Source organism: Streptomyces alanosinicus, assembly GCF_014650595.1.
GTDB lineage: Bacteria > Actinomycetota > Actinomycetes > Streptomycetales > Streptomycetaceae > Streptomyces > Streptomyces alanosinicus.
In genome coordinates, this window is the sequence record NZ_BMVG01000014.1 from 50,187 (window position 1) to 66,925 (window position 16,739).

The window sequence follows — 16,739 nt, forward strand, 5'->3', positions numbered from 1 at the left end:
TCACGACGAGGAATCTCCGATGACCAGGACAACCGACGACGATCAGCATGATCACCATGACCTGTTGGCCGAACCGTATGAACGGCCTGTACCGATTCTGCCTCACCGTACGGTCCCCGGGCCGTCTCTCACCCGCGCAGATCCACCAGCAACGGCGGCGCGTGCTCCCCCCGCACACTCGTCAACGACAACACCGCATGCCCGGCCGGCACCCCATGCGCCAACTCCGAAGCCGACCACCGCTCCCGCTCGACCTGCCGGACGGTGACGGCATCCGTGGTGACCGGCTTCCCGGTACCGAGTTTCCGTACGGCGTGGATCAACCGGGTCAGCGGCTGGTCCGCGAACACTGTGTGTTTGGCGACCTCCGTCGTCTCCACCCACTCCGTGCCCCATGCCTGAGCGAACAGCGCACCCTCCCAGGTGGCGAGCCCCGCGAAGGCGGCGTGGCAGCCGACCGCTGCGATCAGGGCCTGCCGCAGGTGTTCCGGCACATCGCCGAGGGCCCGCAGACTCAGGACCACACCGGCGTGGCTCTCCCGCAGCCTGCGCAGGGCTCGCACGGACCCGGCCGTGATCGCGTGTGTCGCATCGTCCAGAACGAGACAGGCGAACAGGGACCGATCCACACGCGTGGCCATGCACTTCGTGAACTGGGCGAGCACCAACCGTGCCAGAAGTTGGGCAGCCTCGGGATGCGCACGCTCCGGCAGGTCGATCCTGACCCTCAGCGGGTGGTCGAGCGAGCTCAGGGTGAAGGGCCGGGCGTCGAGGGAGGTGTCGAAGAAGCCGGTGAAGACCGGTCGGTCGAGACAGCCGAGCCGGTCGCTGAGCACTATCCCGACGTCGCCCGGGACGCCTGCTTGGCGTGCGCGAGCGTCCAGTTCCCGGAGGAGGGAGTGCTCCTGTGGGTCGAGCATCGTCTTCAGCCGGTCCAGAGCCGACGGTTCCCCGTCCAGCAGCTGCCTCAGTTCCGATACGGACGGGAACCGGCTGTGGACGGCCCGGAACGGCCCCAGAAGCTGTGCCAGCACCGTCACGGCACGCCGGAGGTCGACCTCGGTCCAGTCGCCAGCCAGTACGTCCGCGAGGAGCGCGGCCGCCTCGTCCGGGTCGTCCGTCCCACCGTAGAGATCGAGATCGTACGCAGACGACCGGTCCCCTGGCTTGATCACGATGTCGTAGGACTGATCGAGCCCCAGAGACGTTCCGGCGGCACTCACCATGACGACAGCCGCCTGCCCGGCGAGGGCTTGGAGAGCAAGGGACTCGGCGATGGGCCGCACCATTCGCGCGGTCTTGCCCGAGCCGGACGGGCCGACCACCAACAGGGATGTGCCGAGCGTGCTGGGGTCCACGGCGGCGCCCGCAGCCCGGTGGGCAGGAGGTGTGCGCTCCGCATCCGTGTACCGGCCGATGCGGACTTGAGAGGTCAGCAGGTCATGCGTGGCCATGCGAGCAGGAAGGTCACGCTGCCCTGAGGGGTGCAGACAGGCGCGGGCGCCGTCTCTGAGCACGGCAGAGGTGAACGCGTCGAGACGGGTCGGATCGGCCACCACGGAACTCCAGGCACGACGGATCCTCAAGCAGTCGACGTCGTTCATCCGGCCAGTGCTCGCCTCCTCGGACAGCCGTGCGGCCGTCGTGCTCTGTCCATGGGCGTGCAATTCGTGCCAGTCCGCGACATGGTCGGGCGCCTCGGCCGCGCGGCGCTCGGCCACGGTCCGCGGCTGACGCAAGCTGCCGACCAGGCCCAGCCAGTCGCCGGCTACGGCGAACGGCCACAAGGTCAACAGGGTGAGCCCGGCCTTGAGGAGTTTCAGTCGCTGCAAAGTGGCCTCCGGGTCGCCGTCCCCGAAAAGCCAGCCGGACGGTGTCAGGCTTACGGCCAGCTTGTAGTACGGCAGCAGCCCGTGCCAGACGACCAGCCAGATGATGAGCGCTCCGAGGACGGCGGCGCGCAGCGCGCGCGACGGCTGCGGCCGGTCGGCCACATACCGCTGGACGACCTCTTTCCAGTTGCCCACACGGGCGAAGTAGTACAGGACGAGGGTGGCGAAGATGCTGTCGTAGACGGCGCTGGCGGTGGATGCGGCCCGGTGCGGCTGGCCGCTCCACCAGTCGGTCGGCGTGACCAACTCCAGCAGGATCCTCTTGTGGGGCACCAGATTGTTGGCCCACAGCGACCACACGAGGAGGACCGCGAGCAGTGCGCCCACCGCTCCTGTCAGCAGTGCACGGTCGGAAACCCGGGCGCTGGTCTCCTGAGGCCGGGGCCGGTACCCGAAGCGCCACAGCCCGGGTGTGACTTCGGGACGGGGAGTACGCAGCCACTGCAGGAACGCCGAGCCGCCGGCCACGGGCGGCACACCGGGCGGTGCAGGGGGCATCGGAGGGACGTCATGTCCCTGTGGCGGTGCCGTCGGGCGCGGTACAGGATGCGCATGCGTGCCGCGTGCATCTCGTGTGCCGTCGCTGTCCATCGCCCTTGCCCCCTGACCAGCCGTTCCATCCACCATCAGCGAGCCAATCTAACGCCCCGCGAAGGGGAGTTCACCGTTTACGCGGCCGAGAGCACCCGCCGACTGGGCGTACCCCGGCCATGAAGCTATGTCCACGGCGGACAACCACGGCCGCCGACAACGCCCACATGGAGCATGCCCACCCCCCGTCCCCGGCCCTAGCCTGCGAAGAAAGATAGGTATGTGGCCGAAATACCACCGCCCGGAGTCGTCCGGGACCGCCCGGTACGCAAGATTCATCAGGGAGCCCTCATGACCGCACTTCCGCAGGAGCGCCGCGTCGTCACCGCCATCCCCGGCCCGAAGTCGCAGGAGCTGCAGGCCCGCCGTACCGCCGCGGTCGCGCAGGGCGTGGGCTCGGTGCTGCCGGTCTTCACCGCCCGCGCGGGTGGCGGGATCATCGAGGACGTCGACGGCAACCGGCTCATCGACTTCGGGTCCGGTATCGCCGTGACCTCCGTCGGTGCCTCCGCCGAGGCCGTCGTACGGCGGGCGAGCGCCCAGCTCGCCGACTTCACCCACACCTGTTTCATGGTCACCCCGTACGAGGGGTACGTGGAGGTCGCGGAGGCGCTCGCCGAGCTGACCCCCGGTGACCACGCCAAGAAGTCCGCGCTGTTCAACTCCGGCGCCGAGGCCGTCGAGAACGCCGTGAAGATCGCGCGTGCCTACACCAAGCGGCAGGCCGTCGTCGTGTTCGATCACGGGTACCACGGGCGGACCAACCTCACCATGGCGCTCACCGCCAAGAACATGCCGTACAAGCACGGCTTCGGGCCGTTCGCGCCCGAGGTGTACCGCGTGCCGGTGGCCTACGGCTACCGCTGGCCGACCGGTGCGGAGAACGCCGGTCCCGAGGCCGCCGCGCAGGCCATCGACCAGATGTCCAAGCAGGTCGGCGCCGACAACATCGCCGCGATCATCATCGAGCCGGTCCTCGGCGAGGGCGGCTTCATCGAGCCGGCGAAGGGCTTCCTGCCGGCGGTTCGGCAGTTCGCCGCCGACAACGGCATCGTGTTCGTCGCCGATGAGATCCAGTCCGGGTTCTGCCGGACCGGGCAGTGGTTCGCCTGTGAGGACGAGGGGATCGTCCCGGACCTCATCACGACCGCGAAGGGCATCGCGGGTGGTCTTCCGCTCGCCGCCGTCACCGGTCGCGCCGAGATCATGGACGCCGCGCACGCGGGCGGCCTCGGCGGCACCTACGGCGGTAACCCGGTCGCGTGCGCCGGTGCGCTCGGTGCCATCGAGACCATGAAGGAGCTGGACCTCAACGGCAAGGCCAAGCGCATCGAGGAGGTCATGAAGGGGCGCCTCGCCGCCATGGCCGAGAAGTTCGACATCATCGGCGATGTGCGTGGGCGCGGCGCGATGATCGCTATCGAGCTGGTCAAGGACCGCGCCACCAAGGAGCCGAACCCGGAGGCCACCGGCGCGCTCGCCAAGGCCTGCCACGCCGAGGGCCTGCTGGTCCTGACCTGTGGCACCTACGGCAACGTGCTGCGCTTCCTGCCCCCGCTGGTGATCGGCGAGGACCTCCTGAACGAGGGCCTCGACATCATCGAGCAGGCCTTCTCCCGCATCTGAGCGCATCTGGACGAGTCGTCCACGCCTCGTCCGCGCCTGTTCCGAACAGGCGGTCCGCACCTGTGACGGGGCCTGCGGCAGGCCGTGTGAAGAAGGTGTGCGGGGTGGATGGCGGGTCGCGTTTCCGTCTGCCCAAGCGCCGCGGCCTGCCGTAGGTTCTACCCAGATGAGAGATACACCCCGTCCACAGGGGACTGTGGACGATTTCAGGACGAGGCCTCCCCAGCTTCGACCTGGTCGTGCCCTCGCGCACACATCCGGCGCCTGACGGCTCCGGGATCTCCTCACCGATCGGACGGTCGCCGCCCCAAACCCCCCGGGGCGTGCGACGTTCCGATCCGGTCGGCCGCCTCGGAACCACCCCCCCTGTTCCGGGGCGGCCGACCTCCTTCCCGCAACTCTGCGAAGCTGGGCGTCGTGTCGACCGTTGTCCGCCGTGCCCCGCTGCTCGCCTTGCCGGCCGTGCTCTTCACCCTGTTCACCTGGCAGGTCGTGGCCCACGGCCCGCTGCTGCGGCTGGACGCCCGCCTGAGCCGGGCCCTCGTCCATCCGGACCGCTTCTCCGAGATCCTCTCCGACCTCGGCAACGGCCAGGTCGCCGTGCCGGTACTCCTCCTTGCCATCGGGTACGTCCTGTGGCGGGGCCGCGGCAGCGGTGTGCCCCGCTGGTGGCTGCCGCCGCTCGCCGCGTTCGTCCTGATGGCGCTGGTCCCGGCGATCGTCGTCCCGCTGAAGGAGTGGACCGCACGGCCGGGGACCCCCGCGGTGCCCCCGGCTGTCGGCTACTTCCCCTCCGGCCATACGGCGACGGCCGCCGTCGCGTACGGCTCCGCGACCCTCCTCCTGCTCCCCTGGCTGCGCTCCGGCGCCGCCCGCCGGAGCCTGGTCGGTGTCTGTACGGCCCTGGTCCTCGGGGTGTCGTACGGCCTGGTCCGGCGCGGCTATCACTGGCCGCTGGATGTGGTGGCCAGCTGGTGTCTGTGCACCGTGCTGCTGACCGCCCTGTCCCAGGTGACCACCCGAAGCGCGATCAGCCGAAGCGCGGTCAGCGGAAATACGTGTCGGAGTTCTTCTGGAACTCCCGGTTCGGTCAGCGGTCCCGGTTCACCGACCGTGTCATCGGACCGCGCGGTGCGGGACAGGCCCCATGGGGCGCGTACGAGCCGCGGTTCGTCTTCTTCGTCGGACGGTCCAGGGTCTTCGTGACCTCGGACGGCGGTACGCAGCCGTTGCTCACTCGCCGAAGGCCGGGTCGGTCAGCCGCAGCCGTCCCCGCCCCTGTCCCTGTCCCCGCCCCCGGCCAGCCACGCCGCCGCCTCGTGCATCGCCAGCTCCAGCAGCGCGGGGTCGGTCAGTGTGCCCGAGCCGTCCGGCGGCACCAGCCAGCGCACACCCCGGGTCGCCCGGCCGGGATACGGCACGACGATCCAGGTGCCGGGGCCCGCGGTGCGGATCCCGGTGCCGACCCAGCGGGCCGCGGTGCCCGGCGGCACGAAGAACCCGACCCGGTTGTCGCCGAAGTCGACGAGTACCGGGCCGGGCCGGTCGAGCACCCGGGTGAGCACGTCCAGGGTCGGGTAGCCGAGGTCGCCGGGCAGGATCAGTACGTCCCAGGCCCTGCCGGCGGGCAGCAGGGCGATCCCGAGGGGGTTGCGCTCCCATTCCCAGCGACAGGCCTCGGGATCCGGTGCGACGGATGCCAGCCACTCGACGGCCGTCTTCGCCCCAGTCATCGAAGGGCCTCCCTTTCTCTCACCCGGCCGTCCGGCACGGTCGGGTCAGGGAGAGAGAGGGAGGCCTCGCGGGGGCATTACGCGGGTTCCGCGTCCCCTTTCGAGTGACCTGGGTCACTTCTCAGTATCGGCCGGGGCTAGTCCCAGCCCCAGACGTACACGTAGTAGCAGTGATCGTGGTCCCAGTAGTAGTACCGGTCGTGATCGTCGTCCCAGTAGTAGTGCCTGTGGTGGTCGTGGTCCCAGTGGTCCCTGTGGTCGTGGTCATGCCGGGGAGCCATGGTCACCGCGGCCGTCTGGTGCATGGGCGCCGCCGTGGCGGCCGCGGCCGGGAGCATGACGCCCGCGGCGACGACGGCGGCGGAGGCCACCGCCGTCGCCAGGCCCGGGCGACGCCGGGCACGGGAGTCGTCGTCCTTGCGGTGGGTGCGAGTGACGCGGGTGATGCGGTTCATGATCTTCTCCTGCTGATCCGGTGTGGAAGCCGGTACCTCCCGGTGAGGTCCGTGCTTCCAGTACGCCGGAATACGGCAGCGGGGTCATGCTCCGGATTCTCGTGGCTTGACGCCGTCATAAGGGCCAGGTAAAAGCCCTCGGCCCGGGCCCGCCCCGCCCCTCCCCCCTCCCCTCGCCGGCTCAGCTGTCGAAGCCCAGCCCCAGTCGGTCCATCGCCCGCAGCCACAGATTGCGGCGCCCGCCGTGCGCGTCCGCGCGGGCCAGCGACCACTTGGTGAGGGCGATCCCGGTCCAGGCGAACGGCTCGGGCGGGAACGGCAGCGGCTTCCTGCGGACCATCTCCAGCTCCGTGCGCTCGGTGCGCTCCCCGTCCAGCAGGTCGAGCATCACATCGGCGCCGAAGCGGGTCGCGCCCACGCCGAGGCCGGTGTACCCGGCCGCGTACGCCACCTTCCCCTGGTGCGCGGTGCCGTAGAACGCCGAGAAGCGCGAGCAGGTGTCGATCGCGCCGCCCCAGGCGTGGGTGAAGCGGACGCCCTCCAACTGCGGGAAGCAGGTGAAGAAGTGGCCCGCGAGCTTGGCGTACGTCTCCGGCCGGTCGTCGTACTCGGAGCGCACCCGGCCGCCGTAGTGGTGGATGGCGTCGTAGCCGCCCCACAGGATCCGGTTGTCGGCGGACAGCCGGAAGTAGTGGAACTGGTTGGCCGAGTCGCCGAGGCCCTGGCGGTTCTTCCAGCCGATCGAGGCCAGCTGGTCGGCGCTCAGCGGCTCGGTCATCAGCGCGTAGTCGTAGACCGGGACGGTGTAGGAGCGCACGCGGCGCAGCAGGCTCGGGAAGATGTTCGTGCCGAGCGCGACCCCGCGGGCGCGGACCGCGCCGTAGGGCGTGCGTACGGCCATGCCGGCGCCGTACTGCTTCAGGCTCAGCGCGGGCGTGTGTTCGTAGATCCGTACGCCGAGCTCCAGAGCGGCCTTCTTCAGGCCCCAGACCAGCTTGGCCGGGTGCAGCATGGCGACGCCCCGGCGGTCCCACAGGCCCGCCTCGAAGGTGGGCGAGGCGACCTGCTCGCGCACGGCCTCGGCGTCGAGGAACTCGATGCCGTCGGCGAGCCCCTTCTCCGTCAGCTCCCGGTGCCAGTCGCGCAGTTCCCAGGCCTGGTAGGTCTCCGTGGCGACGTCGATCTCGCCGGTGCGCTCGAACTCGCAGTCGATGCCGTGCCGGGCGACGGCGGCCTCGATCTCGTCGAGGTTGCGCCGGCCCAGCTCCTGCAGCGTGTGGATCTCGTCCGGCCAGCGGGTCATGCCGTTGGGCAGGCCATGAGTGAGGGAGGCGGCACAGAAGCCGCCGTTGCGGCCGGAGGCGGCCCAGCCCACCTCGCGGCCTTCCAGCAGCACCACATCGCGCTGCGGGTCGCGCTCCTTGGCGCCCAGCGCGGCCCACAGCCCGCTGTAGCCGCCGCCGACGACCAGCAGGTCGCAGTTCTCGGTGCCGGTGAGGGCGGGCTCGGCGGGGGGCTTGCCGGGGTCTTCCAGCCAGTACGGGACCGGCTGGGCTTCGGAGAGAGAGGCGATCCAGTTGTCTTTTCCACGACTCATGGCGCTTGGGGCCATGATTTCAACTCCCTACGAGGACTTTCTGGAAAAGGCTCAGGCCTTTTGCTTGTTGCGGCGATTGCTGATGACCATCGAGGACAGCGTGATGAGAACGGCGACCAGGAACATCGCCGTACCGATCACATTGATCTGGACCGGAGTTCCGCGCTGCGCCGAACCCCACACGAACATGGGGAAGGTGACGGTCGAGCCCGCGTTGAAATTGGTGATGATGAAATCGTCGAAGGAGAGCGCGAACGACAGCAGCGCGCCCGCGGCGATTCCGGGTGCCGCGATGGGCAGGGTGACCCGCAGGAAGGTCTGTACGGGGCCGGCGTACAGATCCCGGGCGGCCTCCTCCAGACGCGGGTCCATCGACATCACGCGCGCCTTGACCGCGGTGACGACGAAGCTGAGGCAGAACATGATGTGGGCGATCAGGATCGTCATGAAGCCGAGCTGCGCGCCCATGTTGAGGAACAGGGTGAGCAGCGAGGCGGCCATGACGACCTCGGGCATCGCCATCGGCAGGAAGATCAGCGAGTTGATGGCGCCGCGGGCCCGGAAGCGGTAGCGGACCAGCGCGAACGCGATCATCGTGCCGAGGACCGTGGCACCGATCGTCGCCCAGATCGCGATCTGCAGGCTGATGGAGAGCGAGCCGCACATGTCGGCGACGCCGCACGGCTGCTTCCAGGCGTCCAGCGAGAACTGCTGCCACTCGTAGTTGAAGCGTCCCTTCGGCTTGTTGAAGGAGAACACCGTGACGATGACGTTCGGCAGCAGGAGATAGCCGAGCGTCAGCAGTCCCGCGATGACGACGAGACGGCGCTTGAGCCAGTTGACGAAGGGCATTTAGACCAGATCCTCCGTCCCGGACCGGCGGATGTAGATCGTGACCATGGCCAGGATGGCGGCCATGAGGATGAAGGACAGGGCCGCGGCCGTGGGGTAGTCCAGAATGCGCAGGAACTGCGTCTGGATGACGTTGCCGATCATGCGCGTGTCGGTGGAGCCGAGCAGTTCGGCGTTGACGTAGTCACCGGCCGCCGGGATGAAGGTCAGCAGCGTGCCGGAGACCACGCCCGGCATCGACAGCGGGAAGGTCACCTTGCGGAAGGTGGTCCACGGCCTGGCGTACAGATCGCCGGCCGCCTCGTGCAGCCGTCCGTCGATCCGCTCCAGCGAGGTGTACAGCGGCAGGATCATGAACGGCAGGAAGTTGTACGTCAGTCCGCACACCACCGCCAGCGGTGTGGCCAGCACCCGGTCGCCGGCCGTCCAGCCGAGCCAGTTGGTGAGGTCCAGGACGTGCAGCGAGTTCAGGGCGTGCACGACGGGGCCGTTGTCGGCGAGGATCGTCTTCCAGGCCAGGGTGCGGATCAGGAAGCTGGTGAAGAACGGCGCGATCACCAGGATCATGATCAGGTTCCGCCAGCGGCCCGCGCGGAAGGCGATCAGATAGGCCAGCGGGTAGCCGAGCAGCAGGCACAGCAGCGTCGCGGCGGCCGCGTAGAACACGGACCGCAGGAACTGCGGCCAGTACTGGGACAGCGCGTCCCAGTAGGTCGCGAAGTGCCAGGTGACCTTGTAGCCCTGCTCCAGGGAGCCCTGCTGCACGGAGGTGGAGGCCTGGTAGATCATCGGCAGCGCGAAGAAGATGATCAGCCACAGGATGCCGGGCAGCAGCAGCCAGTACGGCGTGAACCGGCCGCGCTTGCGCGTCGGCTTCTTCCCGTCCGCGGTGGGCGCGAGAGGCGGGGGCGCCTCGGTGAGCGTCGGCATCAGGCGGCCGCCTCTTCCTCGGTGCCCGCGGAGCCCACTGTCCCGGCAAGCAGGGACTGGGCGGCGTCGAGTCCGAAGGTGTGCGCCGGGCTCCAGTGCAGGACGACGTCGGCGCCGGGCACCAGCCGGCCGTCGCGCTCCACGTTCTGGACGTACACCGCGAGTTCGTCGCAGACCGGGCTGTCGATCACGTACTGGGTGGAGACACCGATGAAGCTGGCGTCGGCGATCTTGCCGGTGAGGCGGTTGCGGCCCTCGGGGATGTCGCCCGCGTCGTCGGCGTGGGTGAGGGAGATCTTCTCGGGGCGGATGCCCACCAGCACCTTGCCGCCGGCCTTCGTGGGCGCCGAACATCGTGCCTCGGGCAGCACCAGCTTGCCGCCGCCGGCCTTGAGGACGATGTCGTCGCCGTTCTTGGTGTCGACCTCGGCCTCGATGAGGTTGGAGGTGCCGAGGAAGTTCGCGACGAAGGTGGTGTCGGGGTTCTCGTAGAGGTCGGTGGGCGAGCCGAGTTGTTCGACGCGGCCCGCGTTCATCACGGCGACCGTGTCGGCCATGGTCATGGCCTCCTCCTGGTCGTGTGTGACGTGGACGAAGGTGATGCCGACCTCGGTCTGGATGCGCTTGAGTTCCAGCTGCATCTGGCGGCGCAGCTTGAGGTCGAGGGCGCCGAGCGGCTCGTCGAGCAGCAGCACCTTCGGGTGGTTGATGAGTGCGCGGGCGACGGCCACCCGCTGCTGCTGGCCGCCGGAGAGCTGATGCGGCTTCTTGCGCGCCTGCTCGCCGAGCTGGACCAGGTCGAGCATGTCCTCGACCTGCTTCTTCACGCTCTTGATGCCGCGCCGGCGCAGACCGAAGGCGACGTTCTCGAAGATGTCGAGGTGCGGGAAGAGGGCGTAGGACTGGAAGACCGTGTTCACGGGCCGCTTGTACGGCGGCAGATGGGTCACTTCCTGGTCGCCGAGGTGGACGGCTCCCGTCGTGGGATCCTCCAGGCCGGCGATCATGCGCAGGGTGGTGGTCTTGCCGCAGCCGGACGCGCCGAGCAGGGCGAAGAAGGAGCCCTGCGGCACGGTCAGGTCCAGCGGCTGTACGGCGGTGAAGCCGTTGTCGTAGGTCTTGCTGATACCGGAGAGGCGGACGTCGCCGCTGTTGTCTGGTGTCGTCATCGTCGTCGTCACGCCCCTGTGAGCTTCGAGAACTTCTGCTGGTAGGCCGTCTCTTCCTTCTGCGTGAGCGCGCGGAAGGCATGGGACCTCGCCTGCATGGCCTTGTCGGGAATGATCAGCGGATTGTCCGCCGCCGATTTGTCGATCTTCGCAAGATAGGGCTTGACTCCCGCGACAGGGCTCACGTAGTTGATGTACGCGGCGAGCTGGGCGGCGGGCTCGGGCTCGTAGTAGAAGTCGATGAGCCGCTCGGCGTTCGTCTTGTGGCGCGCCTTGTTGGGGATGAGCATGTTGTCGGTCGACGTCATGTACCCGGCGTCCGGGATGACGTAGCCGACGTGGGGGTTGTCCGCCTGGAGCTGGACTATGTCGCCGCCCCAGGCCACGCACGCGGCGAGGTCGCCCTTGGTGAGGTCCGAGGTGTAGTCGTTGCCGGTGAAGCGGCGGATCTGGCCCTTGTCGACGGCCTTCTGCAGGCGGGCGATCACCTTGTCGTAGTCGTCGCCGGTGAACTTCGCCGGGTCGATGCCCATGTCGAGCATGGTCATGCCGACGCTGTCACGCATCTCGGTGAGGAAGCCGACGCGGCCCTTCAGCCTGGGGTTGTCGAGCAGGTCGGAGATCGACTTCACCTCGACGCCGCCGAGTGCCTGCTTGTTGAACGCGATGACAGTCGAGATGCCCTGCCAGGGGTACGAGTACGCCCGCCCGGGGTCCCAGTCCGGGCTGCGGAACTGGTCCGACAGGTCGGCGAAGGCATGCGGCAGGTTGGCCGGGTCCAGTTTCTGGACGTAGCCGAGGCGGATCATGCGGGCGGCCAGCCAGTCGGTGAGCACGATGAGGTCACGGCCGGTGTCCTGGCCGGCGGCGAGCTCGGGCTGGATCTTGCCGAAGAACTCGTCGTTGTCGTTGATGTCCTCGGTGTACTTGACCCGGATGCCGGTCTGCCGGGCGAACGTGTCGAGCGTGGGATGGCGCTTGGTCTTGTCGTCCACGTCGATGTACTCGGGCCAGTTGGAGAAGTCGACGACCTTCTCCGTGGCCGAGTGGTCGTCGGCGGAGACGCCGCCCTGCGTCTTGTTCGCCGCGGGGATCCCGCAGGCGCTCAGCGCCCCCAGTCCGCCGACCGTGAGCGCGCCGCCCGCACAGGCGCGCAGCAGCGAGCGCCGGGTCATCGCGGCCCGGCCATTACGGAGACTGCGCCGCACGGCGGCGGCTTCGACCGGCGTCAGGCGGTCGGGCTCGTACTGCTCCATGCGCGTGGTGCCCTTTCGGAGGATGGGTCGGCCTGGTCGGGGCCGGGTCGTCACACCCGGCAGCAGCCGTCTGGAAGTGATGTCGGTCCGTCGCCGTCGGCGACTGCTACCGGTCCCCGAAGATCGTGCGGTGCCAGTCCTTGCGGGCCACCGCCGTATTGTCGAACATTACGTGTTTGACCTGCGTGTACTCCTCGAAGGAGTACGCCGACATGTCCTTGCCGAAGCCGGAGGCCTTGTAGCCGCCGTGCGGCATCTCGCTGATGATCGGGATGTGGTCGTTGACCCACACACAGCCCGCCTTGATCTCGCGGGTGGCGCGGTTGGCGCGGTACACATCGCGGCTCCATGCGGAGGCGGCGAGGCCGTACGGGGTGTCGTTGGCCAGCCGGATGCCCTCATCATCACCATCGAACGGCAGTACGACCAGTACCGGGCCGAAGATCTCGGACTGGACGATCTCGCTGTCCTGGGCGGCGCCGGCGATCAGGGTCGGCCGGTAGTAGGCGCCCTTCTCCAGTTCGCCTCCCGGTGCCTCGCCGCCGGTCACCACGCGCGCGTAGGCACGCGCCCGGTCCACGAAGCCGGCGACCCGGTCGCGCTGGACGTGCGAGATCAGCGGGCCGAGGTCGGTGCCCGCGGCGAACGGGTCGCCGAGCCGCACGGTCTCCATCAGGGCGGCGGTCCGCTCCACGAAGGCGTCGTAGAGGGGCCGCTGCACATACGCGCGCGTGGCGGCCGTGCAGTCCTGGCCGGTGTTGATGAGCGCACCGGCGACGGCGCCGTGGGCGGCGGCCTCCAGGTCGGCGTCGTCGAAGACGACGAAGGGTGCCTTGCCGCCCAGCTCCAGATGCAGCCGCTTGACCGTGGCGGTGGCGACCTCGGCGACCCGCTTGCCGACGCCGGTGGACCCGGTGAAGGAGGTCATGGCGACGTCGGGGTGGCCGACGAGGTGCTCCCCGGCCTCCTTCCCGGTCCCGGTGACGATGTTGACGACCCCGTCGGGGATGCCGGCGTCCGTGGCGGCCTGCGCGAAGAGCAGCGAGGTGAGCGGGGTCAGCTCGGCGGGCTTGAGCACGATGGTGTTGCCCGCGGCGATGGCCGGGAGGATCTTCCAGGCGGCCATCTGCAGGGGGTAGTTCCAGGGCGCGATGGACCCGACGACACCGATCGGCTCGCGCCGGATGTACGACGTGTGGTCGCCCGAGTACTCACCGGCGGACTGCCCCTGCAGATGCCGGGCGGCGCCCGCGAAGAAGGCGATGTTGTCGATGGTCCCCGGTACGTCGAACTCGCGGGTCAGCTTCAGCGGCTTGCCGCACTGCAGGGACTCGGCGCGGGCGACGTCCTCGGCGCGGTCGGCGAGCACGGCGGCGAAGCGGTGCAGGGCGTCGGAGCGCTCGCCCGGGGTGGCCGAGGACCAGCCCGGGAAGGCTTCGCGCGCGGCGCTGACGGCCGCGTCGACGTCGTCGGTGCCGGCCAGCTCGTAGGTGTAGACCTCGTCACCGGTGGCGGGGTCGGTCACCGCGTGGACGCGGCCCGAGGTGCCCTTGGTCAGGCGACCGGCGATGAACTGCGCGCCATCGGCGAATCGCTCCTGTGCGGGGAATCGTTCCGGGGTGGCGGTGCCCGGGTTGTGCATGTCGCTCTCCTCCGCCGTTCGCCCCGTCCCGGGGGGTGGGTGGCGTAGCTCCAGCTCGATTTGAGTGCCGATCCTGACAGAGCAATAGGACTCCAACAAGTGATTCCGTTGTTGCCTTTTGGTTACGCGACGGAATCTGTCGACCAGGTGTCGAGTGGAGACGGAAAAGGACGGACGGAGTGTCAGTGGTGCGTGCCACACTCGCGTGCATGGGGAAGATCAACGGGGTGGAAGCCCTGATCAGCGAGGTCCGGGCCGGGGCGCGGGTGAAGTATCTGCACTTCTGGGGGCACCGGCCGAGGCCGGACGGCACGATCGGCGCGAGCTGTCTGAGCCAGTGGTGGCCGTCACCCTTCGTGGTGGACGGCGTGACGTATGCGACGGCCGAGCACTGGATGATGGCCGGCAAGGCCCGGCTGTTCGAGGACGCCGAGGCGGAGCGCCGGGCGCTGGCCGCGGGGCATCCCGCCGAGGCGAAGAAGGCGGGACGGCTGGTCAAAGGCTTCGACGCGGCGATATGGGAGCGGGAGCGCTTCCGCATCGTGGTCGAGGGCAGCGTCCACAAGTTCGCGGCCGACGACGCGCTGCGCGCGTTCCTGCTGGGGACCGGCGACCGTGTCCTGGTGGAGGCGAGCCCCGTGGACCGCGTGTGGGGCATCGGCCTCGCGGCGGACGACGCGGCGGCCGCCGACCCGGAGCGCTGGCGCGGGCCGAATCTGCTGGGGTTCGCGTTGATGGAGGCACGGGAGGTCCTGGCCGGCCGCTAGGGCGTGACCGGCGGATGACGCCGAGGCCTCTCCGGCGGATGGCGCCGGGGTGTGTCCCCGGATGTCGCGGGGCCTGGCCGACGGATGGCACCAGGTCTGTCCCTGGATGTCGCGGGGCCTGGCCGACGGATGGCACCGGGTCTGTACCCCGACGTCGCCGGGGACTGGTCCGTGGATCAGGTTCTGGACGCGATGAAGATCGCGATGAAGCCCACGGCCAGGACGATGCCCGAGCTGCCGCAGACGAGGCCGGCCAGGGCCATGCCGGGGTTCGTGGCCTCGCCGCGGTTCGCCTTTCCCCGGCCGAGCGCGCCGAAGATGATGGCCAGGATGCCCAGCACCAGGGCGACCGGCCACACTATGAAGAAGACGGCAGCCAGGATGCCCAGCACCAGTGCGGCCGTACCCATGCCGTTGCTCGGCATGGGCTGCATGCCGGGCCAGCCGTAGCCGTTGGCGGACGGGTAGAGGCCGGCGTACGGCGGCTGCGGCTGCCCCGGGTAGGAGGCGTACGGGACCGGCGCGCCCGGGTAGCCGTAGGGCAGCCGGCCGGGGCCGTCGGGGGCGACGGGCGGCGGGGGCACCGGTTCCGGGCCCGCGTGCTGCGCGGCCGGCGGGGCATAGGGGCCGGCCGGGGACGCGTACGGGGTCGCGGGGGCGGCCGGCGGAGCGTACGGCATCGCGGGGGCGGTGGCCGACGGGGGTGCGAACGGGTTCGCCGCGGGGGCGGGGCCGGTGGCCGGCGGGGCCCAGGCGGAGCGGGCGGCGTCGGCGGGCGCGTTCGGGGCCGCCGCGGGCAGCGAGGTCACCGTCTGCTGGTAGGAGAGGGAGGCCGCGGCGGAGTCCGGGCCGGAGCCGGGTATCGCGTCCTGGGCCGCACCCGGCCGCTCCCCCGCCCCCTTGTCCAGGGACACCTGGGGCGCTGTCGGGCCCGTGCCCGCAGGCTGGTTCTGCTGCGGCGTGGACTGCGGCACCTGCTCGGACATGGTGTGGGCCCCCTCTCCTGGCTGTGTCGCCATGCTAAGGGCAGGCAAAGCGGACGCGGTCCGGGGCCTACGATGATCCCGCGCAACCGATCAGCCGATCACCGCGCCCGCACCACGGACCTCGCTCCGCGGGCGCCTTTCCGGGGAGGACCCCATGACCGACAGCTCCGTACCCGCCACCGGCACGGCCGACCGCGATCTGCGGACCTTCATCGCCGGACTGCCCAAGGCCGAACTGCATGTCCACCACGTCGGCTCCGCCTCCCCGCGCATCGTCTCCGAGCTGGCCGCCCGCCACCCCGACTCCAAGGTCCCCAGCGACCCCGAGGCCCTGGCCGACTTCTTCACCTTCACCGACTTCGCGCACTTCATCGACGTGTATCTGTCGGTCGTCGACCTGATCCGCACCCCGGAGGACGTCCGGCTGCTGACCTTCGAGGTGGCCCGCGACCTGGCCCGGCAGCAGGTGCGCTACGCAGAGCTGACCATCACGCCGTTCTCCTCCACCCGGCGGGGCATCGACGAGCCGGCCTTCATGGCGGCGATCGAGGACGCCCGCAAGGCGGCCGAGGCCGAGTTCGGCACCGTACTGCGCTGGTGCTTCGACATTCCCGGCGAGGCCGGGCTGGAGTCCGCCGAGGAGACGGCACGGCTCGCCACCGACGACCGGATCCGCCCGGAGGGCCTGGTGTCGTTCGGGCTCGGCGGTCCCGAGATCGGCGTGCCCCGGCCGCAGTTCAAGCCGTACTTCGACCGGGCCATCGCCGCCGGTCTGCGCTCCGTGCCGCACGCCGGCGAGACGACCGGCCCGCAGACGGTGTGGGACGCGCTGACCGAGCTGCGCGCCGAGCGCATCGGGCACGGCACCAGCTCCGCGCAGGACCCCGCGCTGCTCGCCCATCTCGCCGAGCACCGGATCCCGCTGGAGGTCTGCCCGACCTCGAACATCGCCACCCGCGCCGTGCGCACCCTGGACGAGCACCCGATCAAGGAGTTCGTGGCGGCCGGGGTGCTGGTCACGATCAACTCGGACGACCCGCCGATGTTCGGCACCGACCTCAACAACGAGTACGCGGTGGCCGCCCGGCTGCTCGACCTGGACGAGCGGGGCCTCGCCGACCTCGCCAAGAACGCCGTGGAGGCGTCCTTCCTGGAGGCCGAGGGCAAGGCCCGGATCGCGGCGGAGATCGACACGTACACCGCCGCCTGGCAGGCCTCCTGACCGCGGCGGCTGTGGTCACAA

General features: G+C 69.9%; 13 protein-coding genes and 1 pseudogene. 4 read left to right on the forward strand and 10 right to left on the reverse strand.

What is annotated here, in order from left to right:
* Positions 1–128: 128 nt before the first annotated feature.
* Positions 129–2,390, reverse strand: coding sequence for an ATP/GTP-binding protein (locus tag IE277_RS25970; protein ID WP_308433426.1), 2,262 nt, complete (start codon positions 2,388–2,390; stop codon positions 129–131).
* Positions 2,391–2,774: 384 nt separating this feature from the next.
* On the opposite strand from IE277_RS25970, the gene gabT reads away from it, so the two are divergent.
* Together gabT and IE277_RS25980 are read left to right on the forward strand one after the other, a co-directional pair.
* Entirely contained in the window at positions 2,775–4,109 is a 1,335-nt protein-coding gene (gene gabT / locus IE277_RS25975; RefSeq protein WP_189956122.1) for a 4-aminobutyrate--2-oxoglutarate transaminase, read from the forward strand.
* A 417-nt stretch (positions 4,110–4,526) separates the two neighbouring features.
* Positions 4,527–5,315, forward strand: coding sequence for a phosphatase PAP2 family protein (locus IE277_RS25980; protein ID WP_229881964.1), 789 nt, complete (start codon positions 4,527–4,529; stop codon positions 5,313–5,315).
* A gap of 50 nt (positions 5,316–5,365) precedes the next feature.
* Here the strand turns inward: IE277_RS25980 and IE277_RS25985 are convergent, their stop codons facing one another.
* From IE277_RS25985 to IE277_RS26020, 8 genes are all read right to left on the reverse strand, one after another.
* Positions 5,366–5,842, reverse strand: a complete 477-nt coding sequence (locus tag IE277_RS25985) for a hypothetical protein (protein ID WP_189956124.1) — start codon at positions 5,840–5,842, stop codon at positions 5,366–5,368.
* Between the two features lie 137 nt (positions 5,843–5,979).
* The gene (locus tag IE277_RS25990) at positions 5,980–6,297 is read right to left on the reverse strand and encodes a hypothetical protein (RefSeq protein ID WP_189956125.1); all 318 of its coding nucleotides are present in this window, start codon (positions 6,295–6,297) and stop codon (positions 5,980–5,982) included.
* 181 nt (positions 6,298–6,478) lie between these two features.
* The gene (locus IE277_RS25995) at positions 6,479–7,909 is read right to left on the reverse strand and encodes an NAD(P)/FAD-dependent oxidoreductase (RefSeq protein WP_189956126.1); all 1,431 of its coding nucleotides are present in this window, start codon (positions 7,907–7,909) and stop codon (positions 6,479–6,481) included.
* 36 nt (positions 7,910–7,945) lie between these two features.
* Entirely contained in the window at positions 7,946–8,746 is an 801-nt protein-coding gene (locus IE277_RS26000; protein WP_189956127.1) for an ABC transporter permease, read from the reverse strand.
* Positions 8,747–9,676 (reverse strand): ABC transporter permease, encoded by a 930-nt coding sequence (locus tag IE277_RS26005; protein ID WP_189956128.1) that lies wholly within the window; start codon positions 9,674–9,676, stop codon positions 8,747–8,749.
* Positions 9,676–10,845, reverse strand: coding sequence for an ABC transporter ATP-binding protein (locus IE277_RS26010; RefSeq protein ID WP_189956129.1), 1,170 nt, complete (start codon positions 10,843–10,845; stop codon positions 9,676–9,678). Before IE277_RS26010 ends, IE277_RS26005 begins: the two co-directional genes overlap by 1 nt.
* Before the next feature lie 8 nt (positions 10,846–10,853).
* On the reverse strand, positions 10,854–12,101 hold the full coding sequence (locus IE277_RS26015; RefSeq protein ID WP_189956130.1) for an ABC transporter substrate-binding protein: 1,248 nt from the start codon (positions 12,099–12,101) through the stop codon (positions 10,854–10,856).
* A 106-nt stretch (positions 12,102–12,207) separates the two neighbouring features.
* Positions 12,208–13,743 carry a gamma-aminobutyraldehyde dehydrogenase gene (locus IE277_RS26020; protein ID WP_189956131.1) on the reverse strand — a complete coding sequence of 512 codons (1,536 nt, stop codon included), beginning with the start codon at positions 13,741–13,743 and terminating at the stop codon, positions 12,208–12,210.
* 209 nt (positions 13,744–13,952) lie between these two features.
* Here IE277_RS26020 and ybiA point away from each other — a divergent pair, with 209 nt between their 5' ends.
* The gene (gene ybiA, locus IE277_RS26025) at positions 13,953–14,510 is read left to right on the forward strand and encodes a riboflavin biosynthesis intermediates N-glycosidase (protein ID WP_189956132.1); all 558 of its coding nucleotides are present in this window, start codon (positions 13,953–13,955) and stop codon (positions 14,508–14,510) included.
* A 176-nt stretch (positions 14,511–14,686) separates the two neighbouring features.
* Here the strand turns inward: ybiA and IE277_RS47445 are convergent, their stop codons facing one another.
* Positions 14,687–15,496, reverse strand: coding sequence for a DUF4190 domain-containing protein (locus IE277_RS47445; protein ID WP_229881965.1), 810 nt, complete (start codon positions 15,494–15,496; stop codon positions 14,687–14,689).
* 65 nt (positions 15,497–15,561) lie between these two features.
* On the opposite strand from IE277_RS47445, the pseudogene IE277_RS26035 reads away from it, so the two are divergent.
* Positions 15,562–16,718 (forward strand): annotated as a pseudogene (locus IE277_RS26035) (adenosine deaminase); the annotation flags it as partial.
* Positions 16,719–16,739: the final 21 nt, after the last annotated feature.

What these genes read in the sequence shown, in the direction of transcription:
- IE277_RS25970 (WP_308433426.1), bottom strand. Translation starts at nt 2,390, where the DNA reads ATGCCCCCTGCACCGCCCGGTGTGCCGCCCGTGGCCGGCGGCTCGGCG.
- gabT (WP_189956122.1), top strand. Translation starts at nt 2,775, where the DNA reads ATGACCGCACTTCCGCAGGAGCGCCGCGTCGTCACCGCCATCCCCGGC.
- IE277_RS25985 (WP_189956124.1), bottom strand. Translation starts at nt 5,842, where the DNA reads ATGACTGGGGCGAAGACGGCCGTCGAGTGGCTGGCATCCGTCGCACCG.
- IE277_RS25990 (WP_189956125.1), bottom strand. Translation starts at nt 6,297, where the DNA reads ATGAACCGCATCACCCGCGTCACTCGCACCCACCGCAAGGACGACGAC.
- IE277_RS25995 (WP_189956126.1), bottom strand. Translation starts at nt 7,909, where the DNA reads ATGGCCCCAAGCGCCATGAGTCGTGGAAAAGACAACTGGATCGCCTCT.
- IE277_RS26000 (WP_189956127.1), bottom strand. Translation starts at nt 8,746, where the DNA reads ATGCCCTTCGTCAACTGGCTCAAGCGCCGTCTCGTCGTCATCGCGGGA.
- IE277_RS26005 (WP_189956128.1), bottom strand. Translation starts at nt 9,676, where the DNA reads ATGCCGACGCTCACCGAGGCGCCCCCGCCTCTCGCGCCCACCGCGGAC.
- IE277_RS26010 (WP_189956129.1), bottom strand. Translation starts at nt 10,845, where the DNA reads ATGACGACACCAGACAACAGCGGCGACGTCCGCCTCTCCGGTATCAGC.
- IE277_RS26015 (WP_189956130.1), bottom strand. Translation starts at nt 12,101, where the DNA reads ATGGAGCAGTACGAGCCCGACCGCCTGACGCCGGTCGAAGCCGCCGCC.
- IE277_RS26020 (WP_189956131.1), bottom strand. Translation starts at nt 13,743, where the DNA reads ATGCACAACCCGGGCACCGCCACCCCGGAACGATTCCCCGCACAGGAG.
- ybiA (WP_189956132.1), top strand. Translation starts at nt 13,953, where the DNA reads ATGGGGAAGATCAACGGGGTGGAAGCCCTGATCAGCGAGGTCCGGGCC.
- IE277_RS47445 (WP_229881965.1), bottom strand. Translation starts at nt 15,496, where the DNA reads ATGTCCGAGCAGGTGCCGCAGTCCACGCCGCAGCAGAACCAGCCTGCG.